Origin of the sequence: Acidisphaera sp. L21 (assembly GCF_009765685.1) — a bacterium.
Lineage (GTDB): Bacteria > Pseudomonadota > Alphaproteobacteria > Acetobacterales > Acetobacteraceae > LMUY01.
Genome location: NZ_LMUY01000074.1, coordinates 49,615 through 71,948, shown reverse-complemented (window position 1 = coordinate 71,948; position 22,334 = coordinate 49,615). Strand labels below are relative to the sequence as shown.

The window sequence follows — 22,334 nt, the reverse complement described above, 5'->3', positions numbered from 1 at the left end:
GCGGCGGCGACACTCCCGTCAATGAGTAGGATCGCGCGATTGCTATGCTGCCGCCCTCCGCGTAATTTGCTCAAATGATGGGCAATGATCTTCCAGCTTTGACTTTGGGCGCCGGTTCGCGGGCAGTCACGATCGAGACGCCGGTTATACTTGCCCCGATGTCCGGGGTGACCGATCTGCCATTTCGTCGTCTTGCCAAACGGTTAGGCACCGGCCTTGTCGTGTCGGAGATGATCGCATCGTGGGCAATGGTGCGCGAAAATCAGGCGACGATGCGGATGGCGAGCGTGGATGAGGCGGCTGGTCCGAACTCCATTCAACTGGCCGGATGCGATCCAGCAGCCATGGCGGAGGCAGCCAGGATCGCCGAAGGCCGCGGTGCCGATCTGATCGACATTAATTTTGGCTGCCCGGTAAAAAAAGTCGCAGTCGGCCAAAGCGCCGGTTCCGCCCTGATGCGGGATGAGGTAGGTGCGGCCCGCATTCTGGAGGCAACTGTTCGCGCGGTGCCTGTTCCCGTAACCCTGAAGATGCGTATGGGGTGGGATCACACGACGCTGAACGCGCCTAGATTGTCAAAGATTGCCGAGGAATCAGGCATCACCATGGTGACAGTGCATGGCCGCACCCGGCAGCAATTCTACACAGGCACCGCGGATTGGGACTTCATTGCCACCGTGAAGGCAGCGGTATCGATCCCGGTGATTGCTAATGGCGACATCACCACGGTCGAGGAAGCGGCCGAGGCGCGGGCCAGGTCCGGCGCCGATGGTGTGATGGTCGGGCGTGGCTGCTACGGCCGGCCGTGGTTTCCGGCCCAAGTGGCCGCGTTCCTGCGCAGCGGCAGGCGCCTGGCGGACCCCTCGCTGGCGACGCAAAAAGCCATTCTGATCGAGCATTATGAGGCGATGCTCGCCCATTTTGGCGTGCAGCCGGGGCTTCGGCTGGGGCGCAAGCACGTCGCCTGGTATTCCCGCGGCTTGCACGGATCCGCCGAATTTCGCGCCGCCGTCATGCGGTGCGACGAAGTGTCCGCCGTTCGCAGCTTGATCGACGAGTTCTACGACCGCCGGATGCAGGCGCCGGAGGCGCTTGCGGCATGATGGGAATGGTGGCGCGCAGCGGCCTGCGAATCATCGGTAAATCCCCCGCCCGCGGCCCAGAGATCGACGCTGCCGCCATGCTGGGCGCGCTGCCGGTGCCCGTCGTGCTGCTGGACGCCGACAATCGCTTCCGCTTTGCCAACCACGCGGCGGAGCAGTTCCTTGGCCTGTCGATGCAGCAACTGTCCCATATGGGGCTGAAAGACCTGCTGCCCGAGGATCACCCGCTATTCGACCTGATCGGCCAGGTGCGCCAGCACGGCATCACGATCGCCGACCACGATCTGTCGCTGGAAAGCCCGCGGCTGCACAAGCAGGCGATCGCCGTTCAAGCCACCCCGTTGAACGAGGAACCCGGCAACGTCGTGCTATCGCTGCAGGACGCCTCGGCCGCCCGGGCGCTAGACCGGCAAACCGTGTTCCGCTCGGCCGCCCGCTCGGTGAGCGGGATGGCCGCGATCCTGGCGCATGAGGTGAAGAACCCGCTCTCCGGCATTCGCGGCGCTGCCCAGTTACTGGAGGGCAGCGTGAGCGAGGCCGACCGGGAGTTGGCGGTTTTGATCCGCGACGAGGCCGATCGCATCCGCGCGCTGGTCGATCGGATGGAGGCGTTCGGCGAGAAGCCGATCGAGCGCCGGGCGGTGAACATTCATCGCGTTCTAGAACACGTGCGGCGTCTGGCGCAGACCGGGTTCGCCGCGCATTTGAGGTTCAACGAATCATACGATCCGTCGTTGCCGCCGGTGTATGCCAACCGGGATCAGTTGGTTCAGGTGCTGCTGAACCTGGTAAAAAATGCTGCGGAATCGATCACCGCCAACGAGCATGACGGCGAGATCACGTTAACCACTGCCTATCGGCACGGCGTTCGCTTGGCCATTCCCGGGTCGACGCAGCGGGTGCATCTGCCATTGGTGGTGACGGTGCGGGATAATGGCCCCGGTATCACCGAGGATATGCGCCAGCATCTGTTCGAGCCGTTCGTGACGTCGAAACCGTCCGGTAGCGGGCTGGGGCTGGCATTGGTGGCGAAAATCGTCGCCGACCATGGCGGGCTGATCGAGGTTGACAGCGTGCCGGGGCGGACCGAATTCGCGCTGCATTTGCCGGTGATCAGCGAAGACGTCGACGGGGAATAGCCCCGCCACCAAGACGCATTTCAAGGGACGACCGTCCCTTGCCAGATTTGGGGCAGCGCCCCGGTCTTTTCGAGGTAGTGCATGACCATACCGACCGTCCTGATTGCCGATGACGACCGTTCCATCCGAACCGTCTTGACCCAGGCGTTGGGCCGATCCGGCTATCAGGTCCGCTCCTGCTCCAATGCCGCCACCCTGTGGCGATGGGTGGAAGACGGGGAGGGCGACCTGGTCATCACCGACGTGGTGATGCCGGACGAGAACGGGCTGGACCTGATCCCGCGCATCCGCCGCATCCGGCCGGATCTGCGCGTGGTGGTGATGAGCGCCCAATCCACGCTGATGACGGCGGTGAAGGCGGCCCAGCGTGGGGCATTCGAATACCTGCCCAAGCCATTCGACCTGAAGGAACTTCTCGCGGTGGTCGGCCGGGCCTTGGCCGCCCCGCCGCCACTGCCGCCCGAAACCGACCCGGTGGAGAAAGAGGAGAAGCTGCCGCTGATCGGCCGCTCGGTCGCGATGCAGGAGATCTATCGCAGCATTGCCCGGCTGACCACGGCGGATTTGACGGTGATGGTGACCGGCGAGTCCGGCACCGGCAAGGAACTGGTGGCCCGCGCACTGCACGATTACGGCCGCCGCCGCGCCGCCCCGTTCGTCGCCATCAACATGGCCGCTATCCCACGGGAATTGATCGAAAGCGAGCTGTTTGGGCACGAGCGCGGCGCCTTCACCGGTGCCCACAACCGCAACCAGGGACGGTTCGAACAGGCGCATGGCGGCACGCTGTTCCTGGACGAGATCGGCGACATGCCGCACGAGGCGCAGACGCGGCTGCTACGGGTGCTGCAGGAGGGTGAATTCACCACCGTCGGCGGTCGCCAGCCCATCAAGGCCAACGTCCGCATCGTCGCGGCCACCCACCGCGACCTGCGCCAGGCGATTCGCGCCGGGCAGTTCCGCGAAGATTTGTTCTATCGCCTCAACGTCGTGCCGATCCGCCTTCCGGCGCTGCGGGAGCGGACGGAGGATATCCCCGTGCTCGCCCGGCACTTCCTGGATCGCGCGAAGGAAATGGGGCTGCCCGGCAAGTCGCTGGACCAGGGCGCGCTCGACCGGCTGCGTGCCTATCGCTGGCCCGGCAATGTGCGCGAATTGGAAAACCTCATGCGCCGCCTGGCCGCCCTGTATCCGCAGGAGGTGATCGGCGAGGAGGTGATCGCCGCCGAGTTGTCCCACAGCGGGGAGGAGATGGAGACCCCGGTCGAGTCGAGCCATGCCGAGCCGCTTGCCGCCGCGGTGGAGCGGCATATTCGCCGGTTTCTGGCCACGGCCGGTGACGGGATGCCAATGCGCGACATCTACGACCGGGTGATCGCCGAGGTGGAGCGTCCGCTGATCCAGATGACTCTGTCGGCAACACGGGGCAATCAGATCAAGGCCGCGGCCATGCTGGGCCTCAATCGAAATACGTTGCGCAAGAAGATCCGCGATCTGGAGATCCCGGTCGTCCGTGGCATCGGCTAATCCATGGACAGCACGCCCAACCTGATGTCGCTGCAGCCCCCGGTGCCGACGCGCTCGCGTCTCGGTCGGGTGATGGACATCCTGCTGGGCAAGGTCGTGACGCTGATATTGGCGGCGGTGGCCTTGGTGCTGGCCATCGCAACCTTCGTTTTGCTGTCGGGCGGCGCGCCGATCACGTTGCGGCCGAACGTCGTGTTCGTGTCCATCCTGGCCAGCGCGGCGGTGCTGCTGCTGCTGGGCGCGGTGCTGGCGGGCCGGCTGACGCGGGTTTGGGTCGAGCGTCGGCGCGGCTCCGCCGGGTCACGGTTGCATGTGCGGCTGGTGCTGATGTTCGGCGTGGTCGCGGTCACCCCGTCCATCGTGGTGGCGGTGTTCGCGGTCGCGTTCTTCAACCTGGGCATCCAGAGCTGGTTCGATGACCGCATCCGCAACGCGTTGGATGCCAGCCTATCGTCCGCCCGGTCCTCGCTGGAGGAGCATCGCAACAATATCAAGGCGGACGCGCTGGGCGTTGCCATCACGCTGAACCGTGCCGGCGCGTTCCTGGCCAATCGGCCGCAATTGTTCCAGCAGGTGCTGGACCAGGAAACCACGTTTCACGGGCTGATCCAGGCCGTGATCTACGACCCCTACACACATGAAATCGTTGTGTCCTCCGGTGTGCTTAGCGGGAATTTCGTCGAGTTGCCGACCGATGAGGAGATCGAGCCGGCCCGGCGCGGTGACGTCGCGGTGATCGGCGGCGGCAGCGACAACCACGTGCGCGCCGTGGTGAAACTGGGCTCCACGCCCGAACTGATGCTGATGGTCGACCGCCCGGTGGACACGCAGATCATCGCCGCCGTGCAACGGACGGAGAACTTGGTCGCCGAATACCATCGGCTTGACGACAACCGGACGAAATTGCAGGTCACCTTCGCCGTCATCTTCGCCCTGGTGGCATTGCTGGTGCTGTTTGCAGCGGTCCTGACCGGGCTGGTGCTCGCCAACCAGATCGCCCGGCCTGTGGGGCGGTTGATCCATGCGGCGGAGCGGGTGCGGGCTGGCGATCTGGCGGTACGTGTGCCGGAGGTTCGCAGCGAGGACGAGGTCGCGGGATTGTCCCGCGCATTCAACCGCATGACCGGCCAGTTGAGCGCCCAACGCGCGGAACTGATGGACGCCTACTCCCAGATCGATGAGCGGCGGCGCTTCACCGAGACGGTGTTGGCAGGGGTTTCCGCCGGAGTGATTGGGCTGGATCGTGAAACCAGGGTGGACCTGCCGAACCGTGCGGCCAGCGAGCTGATGGGCACCGACCTCATGGCGTCCAGCGGCCTGCCGCTCGCCCAGGTCGTGCCGGAATTCGCCACGTTGCTGGCGGAGGCGCAGGCAGCGCCAGAGAAGCCCAAAACGGCGGAGGTGCAGGTTGGACCGCCGGGCAACCGCCGCACCCTGCTGGTGCGGATTGGGACGGAGATGAAGGGCGAGGGAGTCGACGGCTTCGTCGTCACCTTTGACGACGTCACCGAATTGGTGGCGGCCCAGCGCAAGGCCGCCTGGTCCGATGTCGCCCGGCGTATCGCGCACGAGATCAAGAATCCGCTGACCCCCATCCAACTCGCGGCGGAACGGCTGAAGCGGCGGTTCACCAAGGAGATTCAGTCCGACCCCGTCACCTTCGCCCAGTGCGCGGACACCATAGTGCGCCATGTCGGTGATATCGGCCGCATGGTGGATGAGTTCAGCGCCTTCGCCCGCATGCCGCAGCCGGTAATCAAGCCAGAGGATATCGGCCGGATCGCGCGGGAGTCGCTGGTCCTGCAGCGGCAGGCGCACTCGGAGATCGCGTGGACGATCAACCTGCCGGACCAGGGCCCGATGGCATCATGCGACCGGCGGCTGATCACGCAGGCGCTGACCAATCTGTTGATGAACGCAGCCGACGCCGCCGGCATGCGTCCGCGAGAAGAAGGCGAGGGGAGTGGCGCAATCACGGTAGCCGTCGCCACAGATCACGACACCGTGACGCTATCTGTCACGGATGACGGCGTAGGGCTACCAGCCGAAGATCGTGATCGATTGACGGAGCCTTATGTCACCCATAAGCCCAAAGGCACTGGCCTCGGCCTCGCCATCGTCAAGAAGATCATGGAAGATCACGGAGGTCGCCTGTTGTTGGAGGATCGGGTTGGAGGCCCGGGCGCCGTCGCAAGCCTCATTCTGCCCATAGCCGCCGGCATTAGCTGACCGGTTCCGCCCGTTCGACTTAACGTATAAAGACCCCTGCATGGCGCATGAGATACTGATCGTCGACGACGAACCCGACATCCGGATGCTGATAGAGGGGATTCTACGAGACGAGGGCTACGAGACTCGCATGGCGGCCGATTCGGACGGCGCGTTAGCCGCGTTCCGGGCGCGCCGCCCGTCCATGGTGATCCTGGACGTTTGGTTGATGAACTCGAAGCTCGACGGGTTGGGGATTCTCCAGGCCCTCCATGTCGAGGAACCGCATATTCCGGTCGTCATGATCTCGGGCCACGGCACGATTGAGATGGCAGTCACGGCCATCCAGCACGGCGCATACGATTTCCTGGAGAAGCCGTTCAAGTCCGACCGATTGCTGCTGCAGGCCCGTCGGGCGCTGGAAGCGTCCCGACTGGCACGCGAAAATGCCGAGTTGCGACTGCGAGTCGGTGCCGAGACGGCGCTAACCGGCGAGAGCAGCGCGATCGTGACCCTGCGCGCCGGGGTGGAGCGGGTGGCGCCCACCGGCTCCCGCGTGCTGATCCACGGGCCGGCCGGGTCGGGCAAGGAAGTGGCGGCGCGCATGATCCACGCGCGTTCTCGCCGGTCCGACGGGCCATTCGTGGCGCTGAACTGCGCGACGCTCGCTCCGGGACGGTTCGAGGAGGAGTTGTTCGGAGTCGAGGCCGGGTCGGACGCCAGCGCCTCGCCACGGCGCGCGGGCGTTCTGGAACGTGCGCACGGCGGCACGCTGCTGCTGGACGAGGTGTCCGACATGCCGCTGGAAACCCAGGGCAAGATCGTGCGCGCCCTCCAGGATCAGACGTTCGAGCGGCTGGGCGGCAATGCGCGGGTGAAGGTCGATGTCCGTGTGCTCGCCATTACCAACAAGGATCTGCAGGCCGAGATCGCGGCCGGCCGGTTCCGCGAGGATCTCTACTACCGCCTTGCCGTCGTCCCTCTGCGCATGCCCAGCCTGCGTGAGCGGCGCGAGGACATTCCCGAGTTGGCCCGGCACTTCATGACTCGGTCGGCGGAAAACTCCGGCATGTCCCCGCGTGAGCTGTCGGCGGACACGCTGGCGGCGCTGCAGGCTTACGATTGGCCCGGCAATGTGCGGCAGTTGCGCAACCTGATGGACTGGCTGTTGATCATGGCCCCTGGCGGCGCCAGCGACGCCGTACGGGCCGACATGTTGCCGCCGGAAATTGGGCAGGGCGCCCCGGCGCTGCTGAATTTCGACCCCACCGCCGACATCATGGCCCTGCCATTGCGGGAGGCGCGTGACTTGTTCGAGACGCAGTATCTGCAGGCGCAACTGGTTCGATTCGGCGGCAACATCAGCCGCACCGCCGGCTTCGTCGGGATGGAGCGCAGCGCGCTGCATCGCAAGCTGAAGCAATTGGGCGTCAATTCGGACGACAAGGGCGGCTGAGTTGGGCTTGCCTGCCCGGTGCTGAGCCTTTCACCCGACGACAGGCAGGCGATTTGGCTCACCTTGGATGTCGCGGTGCATGCCGTGGGCTTCAGCCTGCCACTGGCGGTACTCGTGGCGGGTGTGCTGCCACAAACCCGGTTCTATGGGCATGGCCTGGTCAACGCCGCCGTCCAACCAACAGTGCTAGGGCAGTGATGATATCCAAGGGGGTGATGTGCCGATGGAACATCAGGTTGCCGGATGCGATCCAGCGGCTGGCGCTCGTCCCAGAGGCGCCGGTTCTGGCGCTGGTGAAGACGGTGGCCATCGACCTGGTGCCGAACGCGGGGCAGGGGTTTCACCCGGGCGCTGGCGGGGGCATATCGGCGGCATGAATCGTCGCTCGTTCCTGGCTTCCCCGTTGCTCCTGCTGCCCGCGTTTGCGCACGCCCAGGCGCTCAGCCCGCAAGATCAGGCGGATATCGCCCAGGCCGAGGTCGCGCTGAACGCCATCCATACGCTGAAGGCACGATTCCAGCAGATCGCGCCAAATGGCAGCATCAGCGGCGGAACTGCCTGGCTGGACCGGCCCGGCCGTATGCGGTTCCAATACGATGCGCCGGCGCCGTTCCTCTTGGTCGCCGGGCACGGCCTGCTGGTGTTCAACGACTCGCAATTGCAGCAGACCAGCAACATTCCACTTGGGCGCACCCCGCTGGGATTGCTGTTACAGGACAATCTGCGCCTGTCCGGCGACGTGACGGTGACCAAGGTCACCCGCTTCCCAGGCCAAGTCCAGGTGACGCTTTTGCGCACCGCATCGCCATCGGAAGGCTCGCTGACGCTGATTTTCGCTGATAAGCCGATGACGCTGCGATCCTGGACCGTGGTGGATGCGCAGCGGCAGGAGACGCGGATCACCCTGTTCGACGTCCAGCTAGGCGGCACGTTCGACCAGAAACTGTTCACCTTCATCGATCCGAAGTTTTTCCAGAACAACAGCCAATAGGCGCGGAATTGACTTCAAAACGTCGCACAGACTGACCATTATCGCAGCATGAAGCCGCTGGTCGGGATTTCCTGCTGCACCAAATTGTTCGGCACGTTCGGCATGGTGAATCATGCCGCATCCGACACCTACATTCGCGCGACCCATGAGGTGGTGAACGCCGTTCCGGTGCTGATCCCCGCCAATGGCGACGCCTGCGACATCGACACGATCCTATCGCGACTGGATGGCATCATCCTCACGGGCAGCCGGTCCAACGTCCAGCCGAGTCTGTACGACGGTCCGCCCCATGCGGAGGGGACGCCTGAAGATCCGGCACGGGACAGCATGACCTTGCCGCTGATCCGCGCGGCCATTCGCAACGGCACGCCGGTGTTGGCGATCTGTCGCGGCATGCAGGAACTCAACGTGGCGCTGGGCGGCTCCCTGCATCAGCGGCTGCAGGATCTACCCGGCCGCATGGATCATTCGACGCCGATGCAGCCGAACGGCAAGGTGCGCACCGGCAAGGCACATTCTGTCAGCGTCGTCCCCGGCAGTTGGCTGCATCGCGTAGCCGGCGCCACGACGATTGGCATCAACTCGCTGCACAACCAGGGAATGGACCGATTGGCGCCCGGTCTGGTGGTGGAGGGCACGGCCCCGGATGGCACGGTCGAGGCGGTTCGGGTCGCCACTGCCCGGGGCTTCGCCGTGGGGGTGCAGTGGCACCCGGAATACGACTGGATGACGGACGCCGTGTCCCGCGCCATCCTTGCCTCGTTTGGTGATGCGGTGCGCGCCCGCGTTGGCGCGCTGGGCGCGGTGGCCGACTAGGGCCGGCGCCCGTTGAGGCTGGCATCCGGCTAAGGGTGGCCGTGGCCCCGCGCCGGGGATAGGTTGCGGGTCGTCGATCCGAAGGATGTTCGAAATGGCCGAAAGCGTTATCCCGCCCGTTCCCCCCGTCACCGTGCCCGTCGTCGGCGGCGGCACGTTCCCGGTTCGCCGGATCTTCTGCGTCGGCCGCAACTACGCCGCTCATGCGCGCGAGATGGGGCACGACCCGGACCGTGAAGCGCCATTCTTCTTCACCAAACCCGCCGATGCGCTGATCACCGGCGGCGCCGACATGCCTTATCCGACCATGACATCCGACCTGCACCACGAGATGGAGCAAGTCGTCGCGATCGGCAAAGGAGGCTCGCACATCGCCGAGTCAGAGGCGATGAGCCACGTCTGGGGCTATGGCTGCGGCCTGGACATGACCCGGCGCGACATGCAGGCCGAGGCCAAGAAGCTCGGCCGTCCTTGGGACATGGCGAAGGGATTCGATAAATCCGCCCCGATCAGCGATCTGGTGCCGGCTTTCGATATCGACCCCGGCAAGGGTCATATCGAGCTGAAGGTGAATGGCAAGATTCGTCAGACCTCCGACCTCAACATGCTGATCTGGAGCGTGCCGGAAGTCATTTCCTACCTGTCGAAGCTTGTGGAACTGCAGCCCGGCGACCTCATCTTCACCGGAACGCCGGAGGGCGTCGCGGCCTGCGTCAAGGGCGACGTGTTGGAAGGGTCATTGGACGGCGTCGGTATCGTTAAAACGACGATCATCTAGGCAGAAACGACAACGCCCTCTCCTGGATGGGAGAGGGCGTTGGGTTGCAAATTTAACGGTAGTAGCCCGGGTAAGCGTAATAGGCCGGGGGCGGCGCGTAGTAGACCGGTGGCGGCGGGGCGTAATAGACTGGGGGCGCGTAGTAGCGGGGCGCATAGGCACCCGCGATCGCCGCGCCGACACCCAGACCAACGATCGCGCCTGCAATGCCAGGGCCGACGCCACCACCGCGGTAGTATCCGCCGCCGCGATATCCACCGCGATTCCAATACGCATTAGCCGGCGTAGAGGCCGCAAGCAGGCCGATCGCCACCGGAACAGCAACAAGCAAACCGAGTTTCGGGCTCATTGATGGGCTCCTCAAAAAACATCCGGTGTAAACGACGCGTTCACTTACCGTGTGACCATATATACGCGTCGACCATGGCATCTTTGCGGCAAGGGGACTTGCCGCACGATCACATTCCCGCGCTCAGTGCCCACCGAGATAGGCTGCGGTCACCGCCGGATCGTTCGCTAGGACCGAAGCCTCGCCCTGTAGAACAATGTGTCCCGTCTCCAGCACATAGGCGTAATCCGCCACGTCCAACGCCGCCGAGGCGTTCTGTTCGACCAGTAAGATCGTGATACCTTCCCGGCGTAGATCCGCGATGGCGTTGAAGATCTCTTCCACGAATAGCGGCGCAAGGCCCATGGAGGGCTCGTCCATCAGCAACAGCCGTGGAGCGCCCATCAGTGCGCGGCCGAAGGCGAGCATCTGCTGCTCCCCGCCGGACATCGAGCCGGCCAACTGCGTCAGTCGCTCCCGCAGGCGGGGGAACCGGGTGAGCACCGCATCGCGCCGCCGGGCCAGTTCGGCGCGATCGGACAGGGTGTAGGCGCCGAGGGCGAGGTTATCCGCCACGGTGAGGTCGGCGAAGACCTGCCGCCCCTCCGGCACCTGGCGCAGCCCGAGGGCAGCAATGGCGTGTGCCCGGCGGCCGGCGATATCCACGCCATCGAAGATCACCCGGCCGGATTTCGCGCGGATCAGGCCGGAAACGGCGCGCATGACCGTTGTTTTGCCCGCGCCGTTTGCGCCGATCAACGTCACCACCTGTCCGGGTTCGACCACCAGGTCGATGCCCTTGACCGCCACGGTGCGACCGTAGGCGACGACCAGCCCTTCGATCCTCAGTCCGCTCACGCGCCGCGCACCCCGGTGGTGGCGCCGGCCGCAAGTTTGGCGGCGACCTTGTGGCCCAGATAGGCCTCGATGACTGCCGGATCCTGCCGGACGGCCAAAGGTGGCCCACCGAAGATGCGACGGCCGAAGCTGAGCACGGTGACGTCCTCCGAAATATCCATCACGAAGCCCATGTCGTGCTCCACCAGCAGCACCGTGGTGCCGGCGCTGCGGATGGTGCGCACCAAGTCGGCCAGGCGCGTGGTCTCGGCGGGGTTCAGCCCGGCAGCCGGCTCGTCCAGTAGCAGCAAGCGGGGGCGCGCGGCCATGGCGCGGGCGATCTCCAGCCGGCGGGCGTCGCCGTAGGAGAGGGAGGCGGCCCGGCTGTTCGCCTGGTCGCGCAGCCCCACCAGGTCCAGCGCGGCCATCGCCTGCGCCACCGCGTCGCGTTCCTGGCGGCGGAAACGCGGCAGGCGGAAGATCACCTCCGGCAGGGTGGCGCGGGCGGTCGTGTGCAGGCCGGTAAGGACGTTCTCCAGCACGGTCATGGCGCCGAAGATCCGTATATTCTGGAATGTCCGCGCCACGCCCAAGGCAGCACGGCGATGTGCGGGCAGCCTTGTGACATCCTGGCCGGCCAGGATGATACGGCCGGACGTTGGCGGCAGCAGTCCGGAGATGAGGTTGAACAGCGTGGTCTTGCCGGCGCCATTCGGCCCGATGACGGCGTGGATGCCGCCGGCTGCTACCTGCATGTCCAGATTGTCCACCGCGACCAGGCCGGCAAATTTCCGGGTCAGGCCCGACACCTCCAGCAGGTTGGTCACGCCGCGCGCCGCCGCAAGCGGAAGGGGAGTACGCCGCCGGGCAGGAACAGCACGGCCACCACGATGATGACGCCGTTCAGCACCAGCCGTAGGTCCGACAGCTCCCGCAGCAACTCGGGCAGCAGGGTCAGAATGAACGCACCCACCACGGAGGCGATCGGCGTCCCGATGCCGCCCAATAGGGCGTAGGACAGAATGGTGACCGCGGGCTCGAACCCATATTCGCCCGGGCCGATGAAAGAGGAGACGTGGGCGTTCAGGCACCCTGCGAGCCCGGCCAATGCGGCGGAGGCAACGAGCGCGCCCATTTTATAGCGCAGCAGGTTCACGCCCATGACGGCGGCCGCGGTTTCATCCTCCCGCATCGCCTCCATCGCGCGCCCGATGCCGCTGCGGCCGACCAGCCACAGCGCCAGGATGGCCGCGAGCAGCAGGCCGTAGATCATGGTGTTGTCGGCGCGCTCCGGGATGCCGGACAGCCCCAGCGCGCCGCCGAACAAATCGACGTTGAGGTAAACGGCACGCAGCACCTCGCCCAACCCGATGGTGGCAATGGCGAGGTATACGCCCGATAGCCGCAGCGTCGGCAGGCCGATCACCAGGGCGAACACCACCGGCGCCAGCACCGATAGCGGCAGCACCGCCCAGAACGGCAGGCCGAGCTGCTGCGTCATCAGCACGGAGGAATAGGCGCCTAGCCCCATGAATGCCGCCTGGCCCAGGGAAAGCTGGCCGACAGCGAGCACCACATACATGGACAGCGCCAGCAGCCCGTTGACGCCCAATGCGTGTACCAGGTTGCCATACGTCCACAGGAAATCGTCCAGCCAGGGAGGGATGGTCATGATTGCCTATGCACGCCGGGTCATGGCGCGGCCGAACAGACCGGAAGGCCGGGTCCACAACACGACGACCAGCACCAGGAAAGCCACTGCCTCCTTTAGGTTCGAGCTGACGTAGCCGGCGGTCATTACCTCCAGCAGGCCCAGCAGCATGCCGGCAATCACCGCGCCACGAATGTCGCCTAGGCCGCCAACGATGATAACGACGAAGCCGCGAAGCATCATCTCCTCACCCATATATGGCTGGATGGCGTTGCGCTGCAGGCCGATTAGCACGCCGCCAGCGCCGGCGAGGCACCCGGATATGAACGAGACGATGGCGGCGGCACGCAGGGTGTTGATGCCCATGAGCTCGGCAGCATCCGGCCGGTCGGCCATAGCGCGGATCGCCAGGCCGAGCTTCGTGCCGCGCAGCAGCCAGATCAGCGCCGCAATCAGGATGGCGACGGCGCCCAGGATGAGCAACTGTGCAAGCGTCACCCGGACGGAGCCGATCTGCAGGGCCTCGCCACTGATCACGTCCGGCGGCAGACGGCGGATGTCGGAGCCGAGCCAGGCGGTCAGCGCCGAATACAGCGCCAGCACCGCGCCCAACGTTACCATGAGGGATGCAAGTTCCGGCGCTTTGGCACTGCGCAGCCGGGTCAGCAGTAGCCAATCCACCACCACCGCGATCAGCCCGGCGGCCATGGCTGCGACGGGTAGGGCGGTCCAAATGCCGAAACCGAGCGTACGCACCAGCCACAACGCCACGAGGGCACCGGCCGAGAAGTAGAAGCCGTAGGTGAGATTGATGACCTTCAGCACGCCGAACATCAGCGTAAAGCCGAGGGCGAACAAGGCGTAGGTCGCCCCAAGCAGGACGCCGTTGACGAGTTGTTGGGCTAACATTGGGTTCCGAACTAGCCGTCATGGCCACGAGCGGGCGCGGCCATTCACGTCGCCTCTACGAATATGACGCCCGGAAATGCGGCGGCGAGGCCCCCCTGGTCAACCCTTCATTGCTCGACCAGGGCGTAATCCGACGTTTTCGTATTACGGAGCGATACCAAACTTGCCATTTTGCATCACCAGCACCACCACGCCCTCAGCGGACGCAGGGTCGCGGCCGGTGGTGAAGGAGAAGGGGCCCATCACGCCCTCGAATTTGGTCTGCATCAATGCATCCCGCACCATGGCTGGCTCGGCAGCCCCGGCACGGTCGATCGCGGCGGCCATGATCTTCATCGCGTCATAAGCCTGGGCGGCGAACTGGTCCGGTTCCTTGCTGTACTTCTTTTGGAAATCGGCCACGAACTTGGTGTTTACCGCAGTGGGCTTGCCCACGAACCAGGGGCTGCCGACCAGCAGGCCATCCGCCGCCTTGCCAGCGATCTCCCCCAGCTTGGGCGAGTTGCTGCCGTTGCCGCCGATGAACAGCGTCTCTGGCCCGAAGCCAAGTTGGCGCGCCGCCAGCAGCACACCAGACACTGGTTCTACCAGGGCGGAAATGCCGACGGCGTCCGGCTTCAACTGCTTGATCTTGGTCAGTTGGGCCGAGAAGTCGCTGTCTTTGCTGCCGAAGCTCTCGATATCGACGATCTTCAGCCCGGCCTTCTCGGCGGCAGACTTCATCACGTCGTAGCCGGACTTCGAGAACGCGTCGTCATTGGCATACATCAGCGCGATGGTCTTCACGCCGCGGTCCATCGCCTTCTTGAGCGTGACGGGGATGACGTCGCTTTCGGGCAGGGAGGTGCGGAACACGTAATCGCCCATGGCGGTGATGCCGTTGGCGGTGGTGGACGTGCCGAGGATGGGAATCTTGCGCTCGTTGGCGACGGGGCCGACGGCGAACATCTCGTTGGACAAGGTTGGCCCGATGATGGCGACGACCTTGTCGCGCCCGATCAGCTTGCGGGCGGCGTTGATCGCCTGGTCCTTATTGGCCGCGCTGTCCTCCACGATGAGGTTGATCTTGCGGCCGCCCAGCACGCCCTTGGCGTTCACCTCGTCCAGCGCCAGTTCCAGCCCGGCCTTGATGGCGACGCCATAGGCGGCATTCGGCCCGGACAGGATTTCAATCGAGCCGAGCTGCACTGGCTCCTGCGCGCGGGCCGCTCCGGCCAGTGCCATTACGCCGGCCATGGCTGCGACGAAGTGCCTGCGATTCATGGTATTTCCTATCCCCGGGGGTTCGACTTGGACCGGACTTCTATCCCAACGATAAGGTTGGTCAAGCGGGGCCGGGTTGGTCGGGATGGCAGGGCGGGACATATTGCCGCATGGCCTCCCTCCGAATCGCGACCTGGAACATCAACTCCCTCCGCCTGCGCCTGCCGTTGCTGGAACGGCTGGTGGCGGCGCTGGACCCCGACGTCATATGCCTGCAGGAGACCAAGGTGCCGGACGAGCTGTTTCCGGACGCCGGGCCGCCTGCGCTGGGGTATCCCTACGTCGCGCGAAAGGGGATGAAGGGCTATAATGGCGTGGCAATTCTGTCCCGCATCCCGTTGGTGACCGATTGGGACGCGCCGGATTGGTGCGAAAAGGGCGATTGCCGGCATTTGCAGGTCGCTTTGCTATTACCGTCTGGCCCCCTGGAGTTGCACGATTTCTACGTGCCGGCCGGCGGCGACATTCCCGATACCGAGGCAAACCCGAAATTCGCCCACAAGCTCGCCTTCGTGTCGCAAGCAACCGACTGGTTCGCCGCCCGTACCGGATTGCGCCGGGCAGTGCTTGTGGGCGATTTGAACATCGCCCCGCTAGAGCAGGATGTGTGGAGCCACAAGCAGTTACTGAGCGTGGTGAGCCATACTCCGATTGAGGTGGAGCACATGGTCGCCTGGCAGAAGGCCGGCTGGTATGACGCGCTACGCCACTTCGTGCCGCCGGAGGAGAAGTTGTTCACCTGGTGGTCCTACCGCAACAAGGACTGGCGGCTGTCCAACCGTGGCCGCCGGTTGGACCATGTGTGGGTCACGCCGGATCTGACTGCCGGGCTGCGCAGCATGACGGTGCTCAAGGATGCACGGGACTGGCCTCAAACGTCCGACCACGTGCCGGTATCCGTCACGCTGGATGTCTAGGATACTGTTTGACGCGTGAACCCGGCGGCGAGCCATGATACCGTCCGCATCAATGTCGCGCCGCACTGTCGAGGTCACGCCCGAGCTATTGCTCCGCGCCTATCGCGTCGGCCTGTTTCCCATGGCCGAAACGCGGCGCGGCAATCGGCTATACTGGCTGGATCCCGAGTTCCGTGGCGTGCTGCCGCTGGACCGGTTCCACGCGCCCCGCCGCCTGCTGCGCACCGTGCTGCGCGGACCGTATGAGGTGGCGGTCGACCAGGATTTCCCCGCCGTGATCGCCGCCTGCGCCACCGCCATGCCGGGCCGGGAGGATACCTGGATCAACCGTGATATCGAGCGGTTGTTCGGCGACCTGCATGCCACCGGCTTTGCCCATAGCGTGGAGTGCCGGGAGCAGGGGGTGCTGGTCGGCGGGCTGTATGGCGTGAGCCTGGGCGGCGCGTTCTTTGGCGAGAGCATGTTCAGCACGGCGCGCGATGCGTCCAAGGTGGCCCTAGTGCATTTGGTGGCCCGGTTGCGGGTGGGCGGCTATCGGCTGCTGGACACCCAGTTCGTCACATCCCATCTGCAGCAATTCGGCACGGAGGAGATCCCCCGCGATCGTTACAAGGCTCTGCTGGCCGAGGCGGTAGACGAGCCGGGGCGATGGCAGGCAGATAGCGCCGAGGTGCAGGCGGAGATCCAGGCGATGGCGAAGCGAGACCAAGTGGAGTCATGAAGCTGCTTCTGTTGCTGTGCCTGTTATCGACACCGGTTGTGGCATGGGCGCAGCCAAGGCTGGTTCCATCGGGCGATGTCGACCTGGTCTACCGCCTAGCGGGCGCGGCTGCGACCCAGATCCCTGGCGGCGCGCCCGATGGCGTGCGTTTGCAATGGGACGCGATGGGCCAGCGCCTGCGGACGGAACCGGTGGGCCGGCCGATGTATGCCATCACCGATCTGCAGCGGCACGTCGCCGATATCGTGTTTCCCGCCCAGAACTCGTTTCTGGAGCTGCCGCTGCGGGTCGGCGATCCGCAGACCCTGCTGGCCGGATCGGACGTCCGGTTCACCCGGCGGGGGGCAAGCCGGGTGCTGGGAATGGACTGCACCGAATGGGCCATCCACTCCCGCAAGCTGGATGGCACCGGATGCGTGACGCCGGACGGCGTGGTGCTGCGGGCGGAGGGGCTGTTTGATGGGCGCCAGGGCAGCTTCCAGGTGGTGTCGGTGACGCGGGGGCGTGTGCCACCGGGGCAGTTCACCCCGCCCGCGGGGTTCTTCCGTTTGCCGATGATGGGCGCACGATGATCCGGCTGGTCCTGGCCGCACTGTTGCTGACCTCCGCTGCCAGGGCCGCCGACCGGCCGCCCACGACGCCGCAGCGCGACGTCGACATCACCTACACCATGGCGCAGCGACAGGAAGGCGCCCCGGCGCTGACCCAGCGAATGCGCTGGTCCGTGAGCGCCGGGCGGCTGCGGGTGGATCCGCCAACGGGCGGCATCTACATGATTATCGACTACCGGGCGAAGCGGATGTCCGTGGTGAAGGTTGCAGACCACGCCGTGCTGGACGTGTCCACCGCGGGCCCCGGCCTGCCCGGCGCCGAATCCGGCAGCTTCACGCGCCGCGACACCGACCAGATTGCCGGACTACCCTGCACCGACTGGCAGACAGCCGACGCCGGCGGTCAAGAGACGCTGATCTGCATGACCGAGGACGGCGTCATGCTGCGCGCCAGCCAAGGTGGCAAGGTTTTGGTCCAGGCGTCGTCCGTCAGCTACACCACCCAGAACCCGGCGGACTTCACCCCGCCTGACGGGTTCCGCCACGTCTCCGGCGACCGGCCGTGAGTGAGCCGGCGCCCGTGCGGGAGCGGGTGAACCCCCGCCGCGCGCGATCCACCCATCCGATGCAGAAGACGCCCTGGCCGTGGCATGATCGCTCCGGCCGGTTCTCGACGTTGAAATCGGCGGTGCTGGTGCTGGAGCTGGCGCCCGCCGCCTGGATCGTCTTTGCCCTGCTGACCCACCGCTTCGGCGCCCGCCCGGTGACCGAGGCCATTCACCAGACCGGCCTATGGGCGATCCGCTTCCTGATGATCTCGCTGCTGGTCAGCCCGGCGCGGGCGATCTTCAACTGGCACCGGCTGGTGTTGGTGCGGCGCCAATTGGGGCTGACGGCGCTGTTCTACGCGCTGGGACATCTGACGCTGTATGCGCAGGACGAGGCCTGGAACCTGCACGACGTGGCAATGGAGATCCTGAGCCGTTTCTACCTGGAAGTGGGTTTCGTCGTCGTGGTTGGCCTGGGCGTGCTGGGCGTCACCTCCAGCGACCGGGCGCTGCGCCAGCTTGGGCATGCTTGGAAACGTCTGCACCGGATCGTCTACGCGCTGGCGGCGCTGGCCACGCTGCACTTCTTCCTGCAGTCCAAGGCCGACGTGGCGGAAGCGACGTTGATCGGCGGCCTGTTCGTCTGGATGATGGGCTGGCGCCTATTGCCCTCCGGCCCCGACCGCGAACCACTGCCGATCTTGGGCCTGGGTGCCGTCGCAGCCGCACTCACCGGGCTCGTGGAATATGCTTGGTATGCTTTGGAAACCCGGATCGATCCGCTGCGCCCGCTAAAAGCGGAATTGGACATCAGCTACGGTCCGCACCCGGTAGCCCAAGTGCTGCTGATCGGGATCTGCCTCTCGATTGCGACCGGGCTGTTCTGGGCGCGCAATCGCGACCGGCTGCGCGACACGCTGGCGTTCAACATCGCATTGTACGCTGGCGGCGCTGCCATCGTGGCGGCCTTAGCATTCTCCTTCAGCCTGACGGACGATTGGCTGCCGGATGACTGGCAATTCTGGCAGGCGGCGCTGGGTTTCGTTGTCGGTGCGGCAGTGTTCGGCGGCGTACGCTGGACGATTCCCCCCCTGCACCGCGTGCTGGACGTGATCTGCGTTATCGCTTTGCTGGTCCCCCTGGCAGCGGGTCTCGTGCTGTAACACCAGCAAATTCTGCCGGGTGAGGCGTCAGAACCCGCACGATCCTCAAACGGCTTGAATCTTCTCAGATCATGTGCGCGGAATAGCGGCGTCCAAGAGGCCGGAACAATCCGGATGCTACACTGGGGAGAATAACACGTGGCGATAAGCCGTCGTACGCTCATACTCGCTTCCGCCGGCACGCTCGCCATGCCCTACGTGGCCCGTGCCGCCGATCCTATCAAGATTGGCATGACCGTCCCCATCACCGGCCCCGCAGCGGAGTCCGGCGGCTTCATGACCATCGGTGCGAAGATCGGCGTGGAGGAGGTCAACGAGAAGGGCGTCCTCGGCCGCAAGGTCGAACTCCATATCGAGGACGATCAGACCACCAACCCCGGCGCTGTGCTTGCTTTCTCCCGCATGTCCGGCGACCCGACCATGGTGGCGTTCATCGGCTCCGTCCGGTCGACCCAGGTGCACGCGATGGCGCCGGATGTGCTGAAGATCGGCAAGCCCATGATGATCGGGGGCACCGACCCGGCGCTTACCCATTTGGGCAATCGGTGGCTGTTTCGCTGCCGTCCGAACGACAGCTATTCCGCCAAGGTCATCGCGCAGTACGGCGTTGAAACGCTGGCCAAGAAGAAGTGGGCCATCGTCCACTCCACGGACGCGTTCGGCACCGGCGGAATGAAGGCGCTGGTCGAAAGCCTGAAGGCTGCCGGGATCGAGCCCTCGCTGGTGCAGGGCTACACCAACCAGCAGGCCGACTTCACCCCGGTGGCGCTGGCCGTGCGGCAGTCTGGCGCGGATGTGCTCGGCAGCTACTTCACCTTCGAGACCGATCTCGGTGTGTTCGCTCGGCAGTTGCGCCAACTCGGCGTTCGGGTGCCTTGGATCGGCTCGCCCTCCATCACCAACACCTCCGCCCTGAACCTGGCGGGCGCCAGCCTCTACGGCACATTCGGTGTGGCCGATTACGCGGTGGATTCAAGCCCGGCGGCGAAAACCTTTGCCACGAAGTTCGAGATGCAGAGCAAGAACCCGCCGGACAATCAATCGTCCTGGGCGCATGACGCGGTCGTGGTGCTGGGCAGGGCGCTGAACGATGCTGGCTCCACCGATCCCGACAAGCTGCGCACCGCCATCCTGGCGATCCGCGGTTTGGAAGGGGCGGAGGGTACGTATAATTTCGACCAGAACGGGGACGGGCTGCACGGCTACAACGTCGTGAAGAACAACAGCGGCAAGATCGTTTTCGACAAACACATAGACTTCCAGGCCTGAGCAGACCTTGGCACTTTTTCTCCAGCTCCTATTCACGGGGCTTGGGATTGGCAGCATTTACGCCCTCGTAAGCCTAGGGTTCGTGCTGCTGATCCGTGCTGCCAGCGTGGTGAACTTCGCCCAGGGCGAATTCTCCATGTTGGGCGCGTACATCATGGTGATCTTCGCCAATGATTTAGGCGTGCCCTATTTCATCGCGATTCCGATTGCAGTGATACTAATGGCAGCGTTCGGCATCCTGTTTGCGGGCGTCGTATATTGGCCGCTGCGCCATCGCGGCCAATTGCCGGTGATCATCAGCACGATTGGCGCGTCGATCTTCCTGGCCAACTTCGTGCTGGCGACATACGGTCCCAGCCCGCAAGTGTTACCGCCGATCTTCGACAACGGGTTCGATATCGGCGAGGTTTATATCGACAGCCAGTATTTGGCGATCATCGTCATCACGGCACTCTTGGTACTGCTGCAATACTTGGTGTTCGAGAAGACCTTGCTAGGCAAGAAGCTGCAGGCGACCAGCCAGGACAAGGAGATGGCCAGTCTGCTGGGAATTCCCGTGGCGCTGATGGTGCTGTTCACTTTCGCCTACAGCGCGGCATTGGGTGGCATTGCCGGCGTTCTGGTCGCGCCGGTGTTGTTCGTGAGCGTGCAGATGGGCGCCGTCGTGGCGTTGAAGGCGTTCGCGGCCAACATCATCGGCGGTTTCGGCAGCATTCCGGGCGCCATCATCGGCGGCCTGGCGCTGGGCGTGGCAGAGACGATGGGCGCGTCTTACATCTCCGTTCCGTATAAAGACGCCTTCGCCTTCGCCCTTCTACTATTGGTACTGCTGGTTCGCCCGCAGGGCATCTTCGGCGAACGCATTGCGGAGAAAGCATGAGCGCCCCTGCTATTGCCCAGGCCCGCCCATGGCGCGGCGTGGTACCTGCCATCGGTGCGGCGATTATTCTGGTAGCGGCGGCGCAGATGGCGCCGGGCTCCGGTTATTCGCTGAACATCATGATGCAGGCCGTCACCTATGCGATCGCAGTGGCGGGGCTGGTCGTGGTGCTGGGCTATTGCGGGCAGATCTCGCTCGCGCAGGCCGCGTTCTTCGGGTTGGGCGCTTATGGCACGGCGCTAGGGGTGGTGGATTATCACCTGCCGTTCTTCGTCGCGTTCCTGATCGGCATCTTTATCGCCGGGGTGTTCGGACTCATCCTGGGCTTCGCCAGCTTGCGCCTTGGCGGCCATTACCTGGCCATGGTCACAATCAGCTTCCAGCAAATCCTGACGTTGGTGCTCACGAACTGGATCGGGCTGACGCATGGGCCCGACGGCGTCAGCGGCATCGCGCGGCCGGCCGGGCTTACATCGGGGCCGGGCTATCTCAGCTTGTGCCTCGTCGCACTCGTTGCGGTGACGCTATACGCATGGCGGCTGAAAACCAGCAGCCTGGGCCGCGCGATGCAGGCGGTGCGTGATAACGAGATCGCGGCCGGAACCTGCGGCATCGACATATTGCGGACAAAGGTGCTGGCGTTCGGCATTTCCGCCGTGCTGGGCGGCTTGGGCGGCGGCCTGTTCGCGGGTGCGTTCGCCTATATCAGCCCCGATCAATTCTCCTTTGCCGAATCGATCGTGTTGCTGACGATGGCACTGCTGGGCGGTGTGCAGTCGCCATTCGGCGCGCTACTTGGCACCGGGCTATTGGTGATGCTGCCGGAATGGCTGCGGTTCCTGCAGCGCATCTATCTGGCGGTCTACGGCGGCGCTGTCATCCTGATCATGGTGTTCCTGCCCGATGGCCTGTGGGGCCTCGCCGCCCGGTATGCGCGGCGTCCGCGCAGTATCGAGGGGAGCGTGGCGCCGCTGCCGCTGTTGTCGCAGACGGCCGGCGCGTCCGCGGAGGTCGTGCTCAAGATCGAGGGCCTGGCCAAGCATTTCGGCGGGCTGAAGGCACTGGATGGTGTCGACGTGGCCGTGCGTCGCGGCACGGTTCATGCGCTGATCGGGCCGAACGGCTCCGGCAAGAGCACCTTCATCAACGTGCTGACCGGTCTCTACCGCCCGACCGCGGGCCGCATCGCCTTTGCCGGCACCGACATCACCGGCAAAGCGCCGCATGAGCGTACCCGGGCTGGGCTGGCGCGCACGTTCCAGAACATCCGCGTGTTCCG

At 65.1% G+C, this 22,334-nt stretch carries 24 protein-coding genes; 18 read left to right on the top strand and 6 right to left on the bottom strand.

Going from position 1 to position 22,334, the window contains the following annotated elements:
• The first annotated feature begins 74 nt into the window (after positions 1–74).
• The 10 genes from dusB (at position 75) to GSQ76_RS14485 (ending at position 10,018) form a co-directional block, all read left to right on the top strand.
• Positions 75–1,103 (top strand): tRNA dihydrouridine synthase DusB, encoded by a 1,029-nt coding sequence (dusB, locus tag GSQ76_RS14530; protein WP_158744623.1) that lies wholly within the window; start codon positions 75–77, stop codon positions 1,101–1,103.
• Positions 1,100–2,242, top strand: a complete 1,143-nt coding sequence (locus tag GSQ76_RS14525) for a two-component system sensor histidine kinase NtrB (RefSeq protein ID WP_408836646.1) — start codon at positions 1,100–1,102, stop codon at positions 2,240–2,242. The genes dusB and GSQ76_RS14525 overlap by 4 nt, the downstream gene beginning before the upstream one ends.
• A gap of 81 nt (positions 2,243–2,323) precedes the next feature.
• Positions 2,324–3,769 carry a nitrogen regulation protein NR(I) gene (gene ntrC / locus GSQ76_RS14520; RefSeq protein ID WP_158744622.1) on the top strand — a complete coding sequence of 482 codons (1,446 nt, stop codon included), beginning with the start codon at positions 2,324–2,326 and terminating at the stop codon, positions 3,767–3,769.
• A gap of 3 nt (positions 3,770–3,772) precedes the next feature.
• Entirely contained in the window at positions 3,773–5,998 is a 2,226-nt protein-coding gene (locus GSQ76_RS14515; protein ID WP_408836644.1) for an ATP-binding protein, read from the top strand.
• A 40-nt stretch (positions 5,999–6,038) separates the two neighbouring features.
• Complete coding sequence (locus GSQ76_RS14510) at positions 6,039–7,433, top strand: sigma-54 dependent transcriptional regulator (protein WP_158744621.1); 1,395 nt, start codon at positions 6,039–6,041, stop codon at positions 7,431–7,433.
• A gap of 18 nt (positions 7,434–7,451) precedes the next feature.
• The gene (locus GSQ76_RS14505; RefSeq protein WP_158744620.1) at positions 7,452–7,631 is read left to right on the top strand and encodes a hypothetical protein; all 180 of its coding nucleotides are present in this window, start codon (positions 7,452–7,454) and stop codon (positions 7,629–7,631) included.
• 38 nt (positions 7,632–7,669) lie between these two features.
• Positions 7,670–7,810: a hypothetical protein gene (locus tag GSQ76_RS14500; protein WP_158744619.1), complete on the top strand. Its 141-nt coding sequence runs from the start codon at positions 7,670–7,672 to the stop codon at positions 7,808–7,810.
• Positions 7,807–8,424, top strand: a complete 618-nt coding sequence (locus GSQ76_RS14495; protein WP_158744618.1) for an outer membrane lipoprotein carrier protein LolA — start codon at positions 7,807–7,809, stop codon at positions 8,422–8,424. The genes GSQ76_RS14500 and GSQ76_RS14495 overlap by 4 nt, the downstream gene beginning before the upstream one ends.
• A gap of 48 nt (positions 8,425–8,472) precedes the next feature.
• The gene (locus GSQ76_RS14490) at positions 8,473–9,240 is read left to right on the top strand and encodes a gamma-glutamyl-gamma-aminobutyrate hydrolase family protein (RefSeq protein WP_158744617.1); all 768 of its coding nucleotides are present in this window, start codon (positions 8,473–8,475) and stop codon (positions 9,238–9,240) included.
• Between the two features lie 94 nt (positions 9,241–9,334).
• The gene (locus GSQ76_RS14485; RefSeq protein WP_158744616.1) at positions 9,335–10,018 is read left to right on the top strand and encodes a fumarylacetoacetate hydrolase family protein; all 684 of its coding nucleotides are present in this window, start codon (positions 9,335–9,337) and stop codon (positions 10,016–10,018) included.
• Between the two features lie 52 nt (positions 10,019–10,070).
• Here the strand turns inward: GSQ76_RS14485 and GSQ76_RS14480 are convergent, their stop codons facing one another.
• From GSQ76_RS14480 to GSQ76_RS14455, 6 genes are all read right to left on the bottom strand, one after another.
• Positions 10,071–10,367 carry a hypothetical protein gene (locus GSQ76_RS14480; RefSeq protein ID WP_158744615.1) on the bottom strand — a complete coding sequence of 99 codons (297 nt, stop codon included), beginning with the start codon at positions 10,365–10,367 and terminating at the stop codon, positions 10,071–10,073.
• Between the two features lie 123 nt (positions 10,368–10,490).
• Entirely contained in the window at positions 10,491–11,204 is a 714-nt protein-coding gene (locus tag GSQ76_RS14475; RefSeq protein WP_158744614.1) for an ABC transporter ATP-binding protein, read from the bottom strand.
• Positions 11,201–12,010 (bottom strand): ABC transporter ATP-binding protein, encoded by an 810-nt coding sequence (locus GSQ76_RS14470; protein WP_254070412.1) that lies wholly within the window; start codon positions 12,008–12,010, stop codon positions 11,201–11,203. The genes GSQ76_RS14475 and GSQ76_RS14470 overlap by 4 nt, the downstream gene beginning before the upstream one ends.
• Complete coding sequence (locus GSQ76_RS14465; protein ID WP_158744613.1) at positions 12,007–12,855, bottom strand: branched-chain amino acid ABC transporter permease; 849 nt, start codon at positions 12,853–12,855, stop codon at positions 12,007–12,009. Before GSQ76_RS14465 ends, GSQ76_RS14470 begins: the two co-directional genes overlap by 4 nt.
• A 6-nt stretch (positions 12,856–12,861) precedes the next feature.
• On the bottom strand, positions 12,862–13,743 hold the full coding sequence (locus tag GSQ76_RS14460; protein ID WP_158744612.1) for a branched-chain amino acid ABC transporter permease: 882 nt from the start codon (positions 13,741–13,743) through the stop codon (positions 12,862–12,864).
• Positions 13,744–13,887: 144 nt separating this feature from the next.
• Positions 13,888–15,006 (bottom strand): ABC transporter substrate-binding protein, encoded by a 1,119-nt coding sequence (locus GSQ76_RS14455; RefSeq protein WP_158744611.1) that lies wholly within the window; start codon positions 15,004–15,006, stop codon positions 13,888–13,890.
• A 110-nt stretch (positions 15,007–15,116) separates the two neighbouring features.
• Here GSQ76_RS14455 and GSQ76_RS14450 point away from each other — a divergent pair, with 110 nt between their 5' ends.
• From GSQ76_RS14450 to GSQ76_RS14415, 8 genes are all read left to right on the top strand, one after another.
• Positions 15,117–15,923, top strand: a complete 807-nt coding sequence (locus tag GSQ76_RS14450) for an exodeoxyribonuclease III (RefSeq protein WP_158744610.1) — start codon at positions 15,117–15,119, stop codon at positions 15,921–15,923.
• Between the two features lie 52 nt (positions 15,924–15,975).
• Entirely contained in the window at positions 15,976–16,644 is a 669-nt protein-coding gene (gene aat, locus GSQ76_RS14445) for a leucyl/phenylalanyl-tRNA--protein transferase (RefSeq protein WP_158744609.1), read from the top strand.
• On the top strand, positions 16,641–17,216 hold the full coding sequence (locus tag GSQ76_RS14440; RefSeq protein ID WP_158744608.1) for a hypothetical protein: 576 nt from the start codon (positions 16,641–16,643) through the stop codon (positions 17,214–17,216). Before aat ends, GSQ76_RS14440 begins: the two co-directional genes overlap by 4 nt.
• Positions 17,213–17,761, top strand: coding sequence for a hypothetical protein (locus GSQ76_RS14435; RefSeq protein WP_158744607.1), 549 nt, complete (start codon positions 17,213–17,215; stop codon positions 17,759–17,761). The genes GSQ76_RS14440 and GSQ76_RS14435 overlap by 4 nt, the downstream gene beginning before the upstream one ends.
• Complete coding sequence (locus GSQ76_RS14430; protein WP_216851065.1) at positions 17,758–18,906, top strand: sulfite oxidase heme-binding subunit YedZ; 1,149 nt, start codon at positions 17,758–17,760, stop codon at positions 18,904–18,906. Before GSQ76_RS14435 ends, GSQ76_RS14430 begins: the two co-directional genes overlap by 4 nt.
• A gap of 138 nt (positions 18,907–19,044) precedes the next feature.
• Positions 19,045–20,175, top strand: coding sequence for an ABC transporter substrate-binding protein (locus GSQ76_RS14425; RefSeq protein ID WP_216851064.1), 1,131 nt, complete (start codon positions 19,045–19,047; stop codon positions 20,173–20,175).
• A 7-nt stretch (positions 20,176–20,182) separates the two neighbouring features.
• On the top strand, positions 20,183–21,055 hold the full coding sequence (locus GSQ76_RS14420) for a branched-chain amino acid ABC transporter permease (protein ID WP_158744606.1): 873 nt from the start codon (positions 20,183–20,185) through the stop codon (positions 21,053–21,055).
• Positions 21,052–22,334: ABC transporter permease subunit (locus GSQ76_RS14415; RefSeq protein ID WP_216851063.1), on the top strand; the 1,283-nt coding region annotated here is incomplete at its 3' end. The genes GSQ76_RS14420 and GSQ76_RS14415, both read left to right, overlap by 4 nt.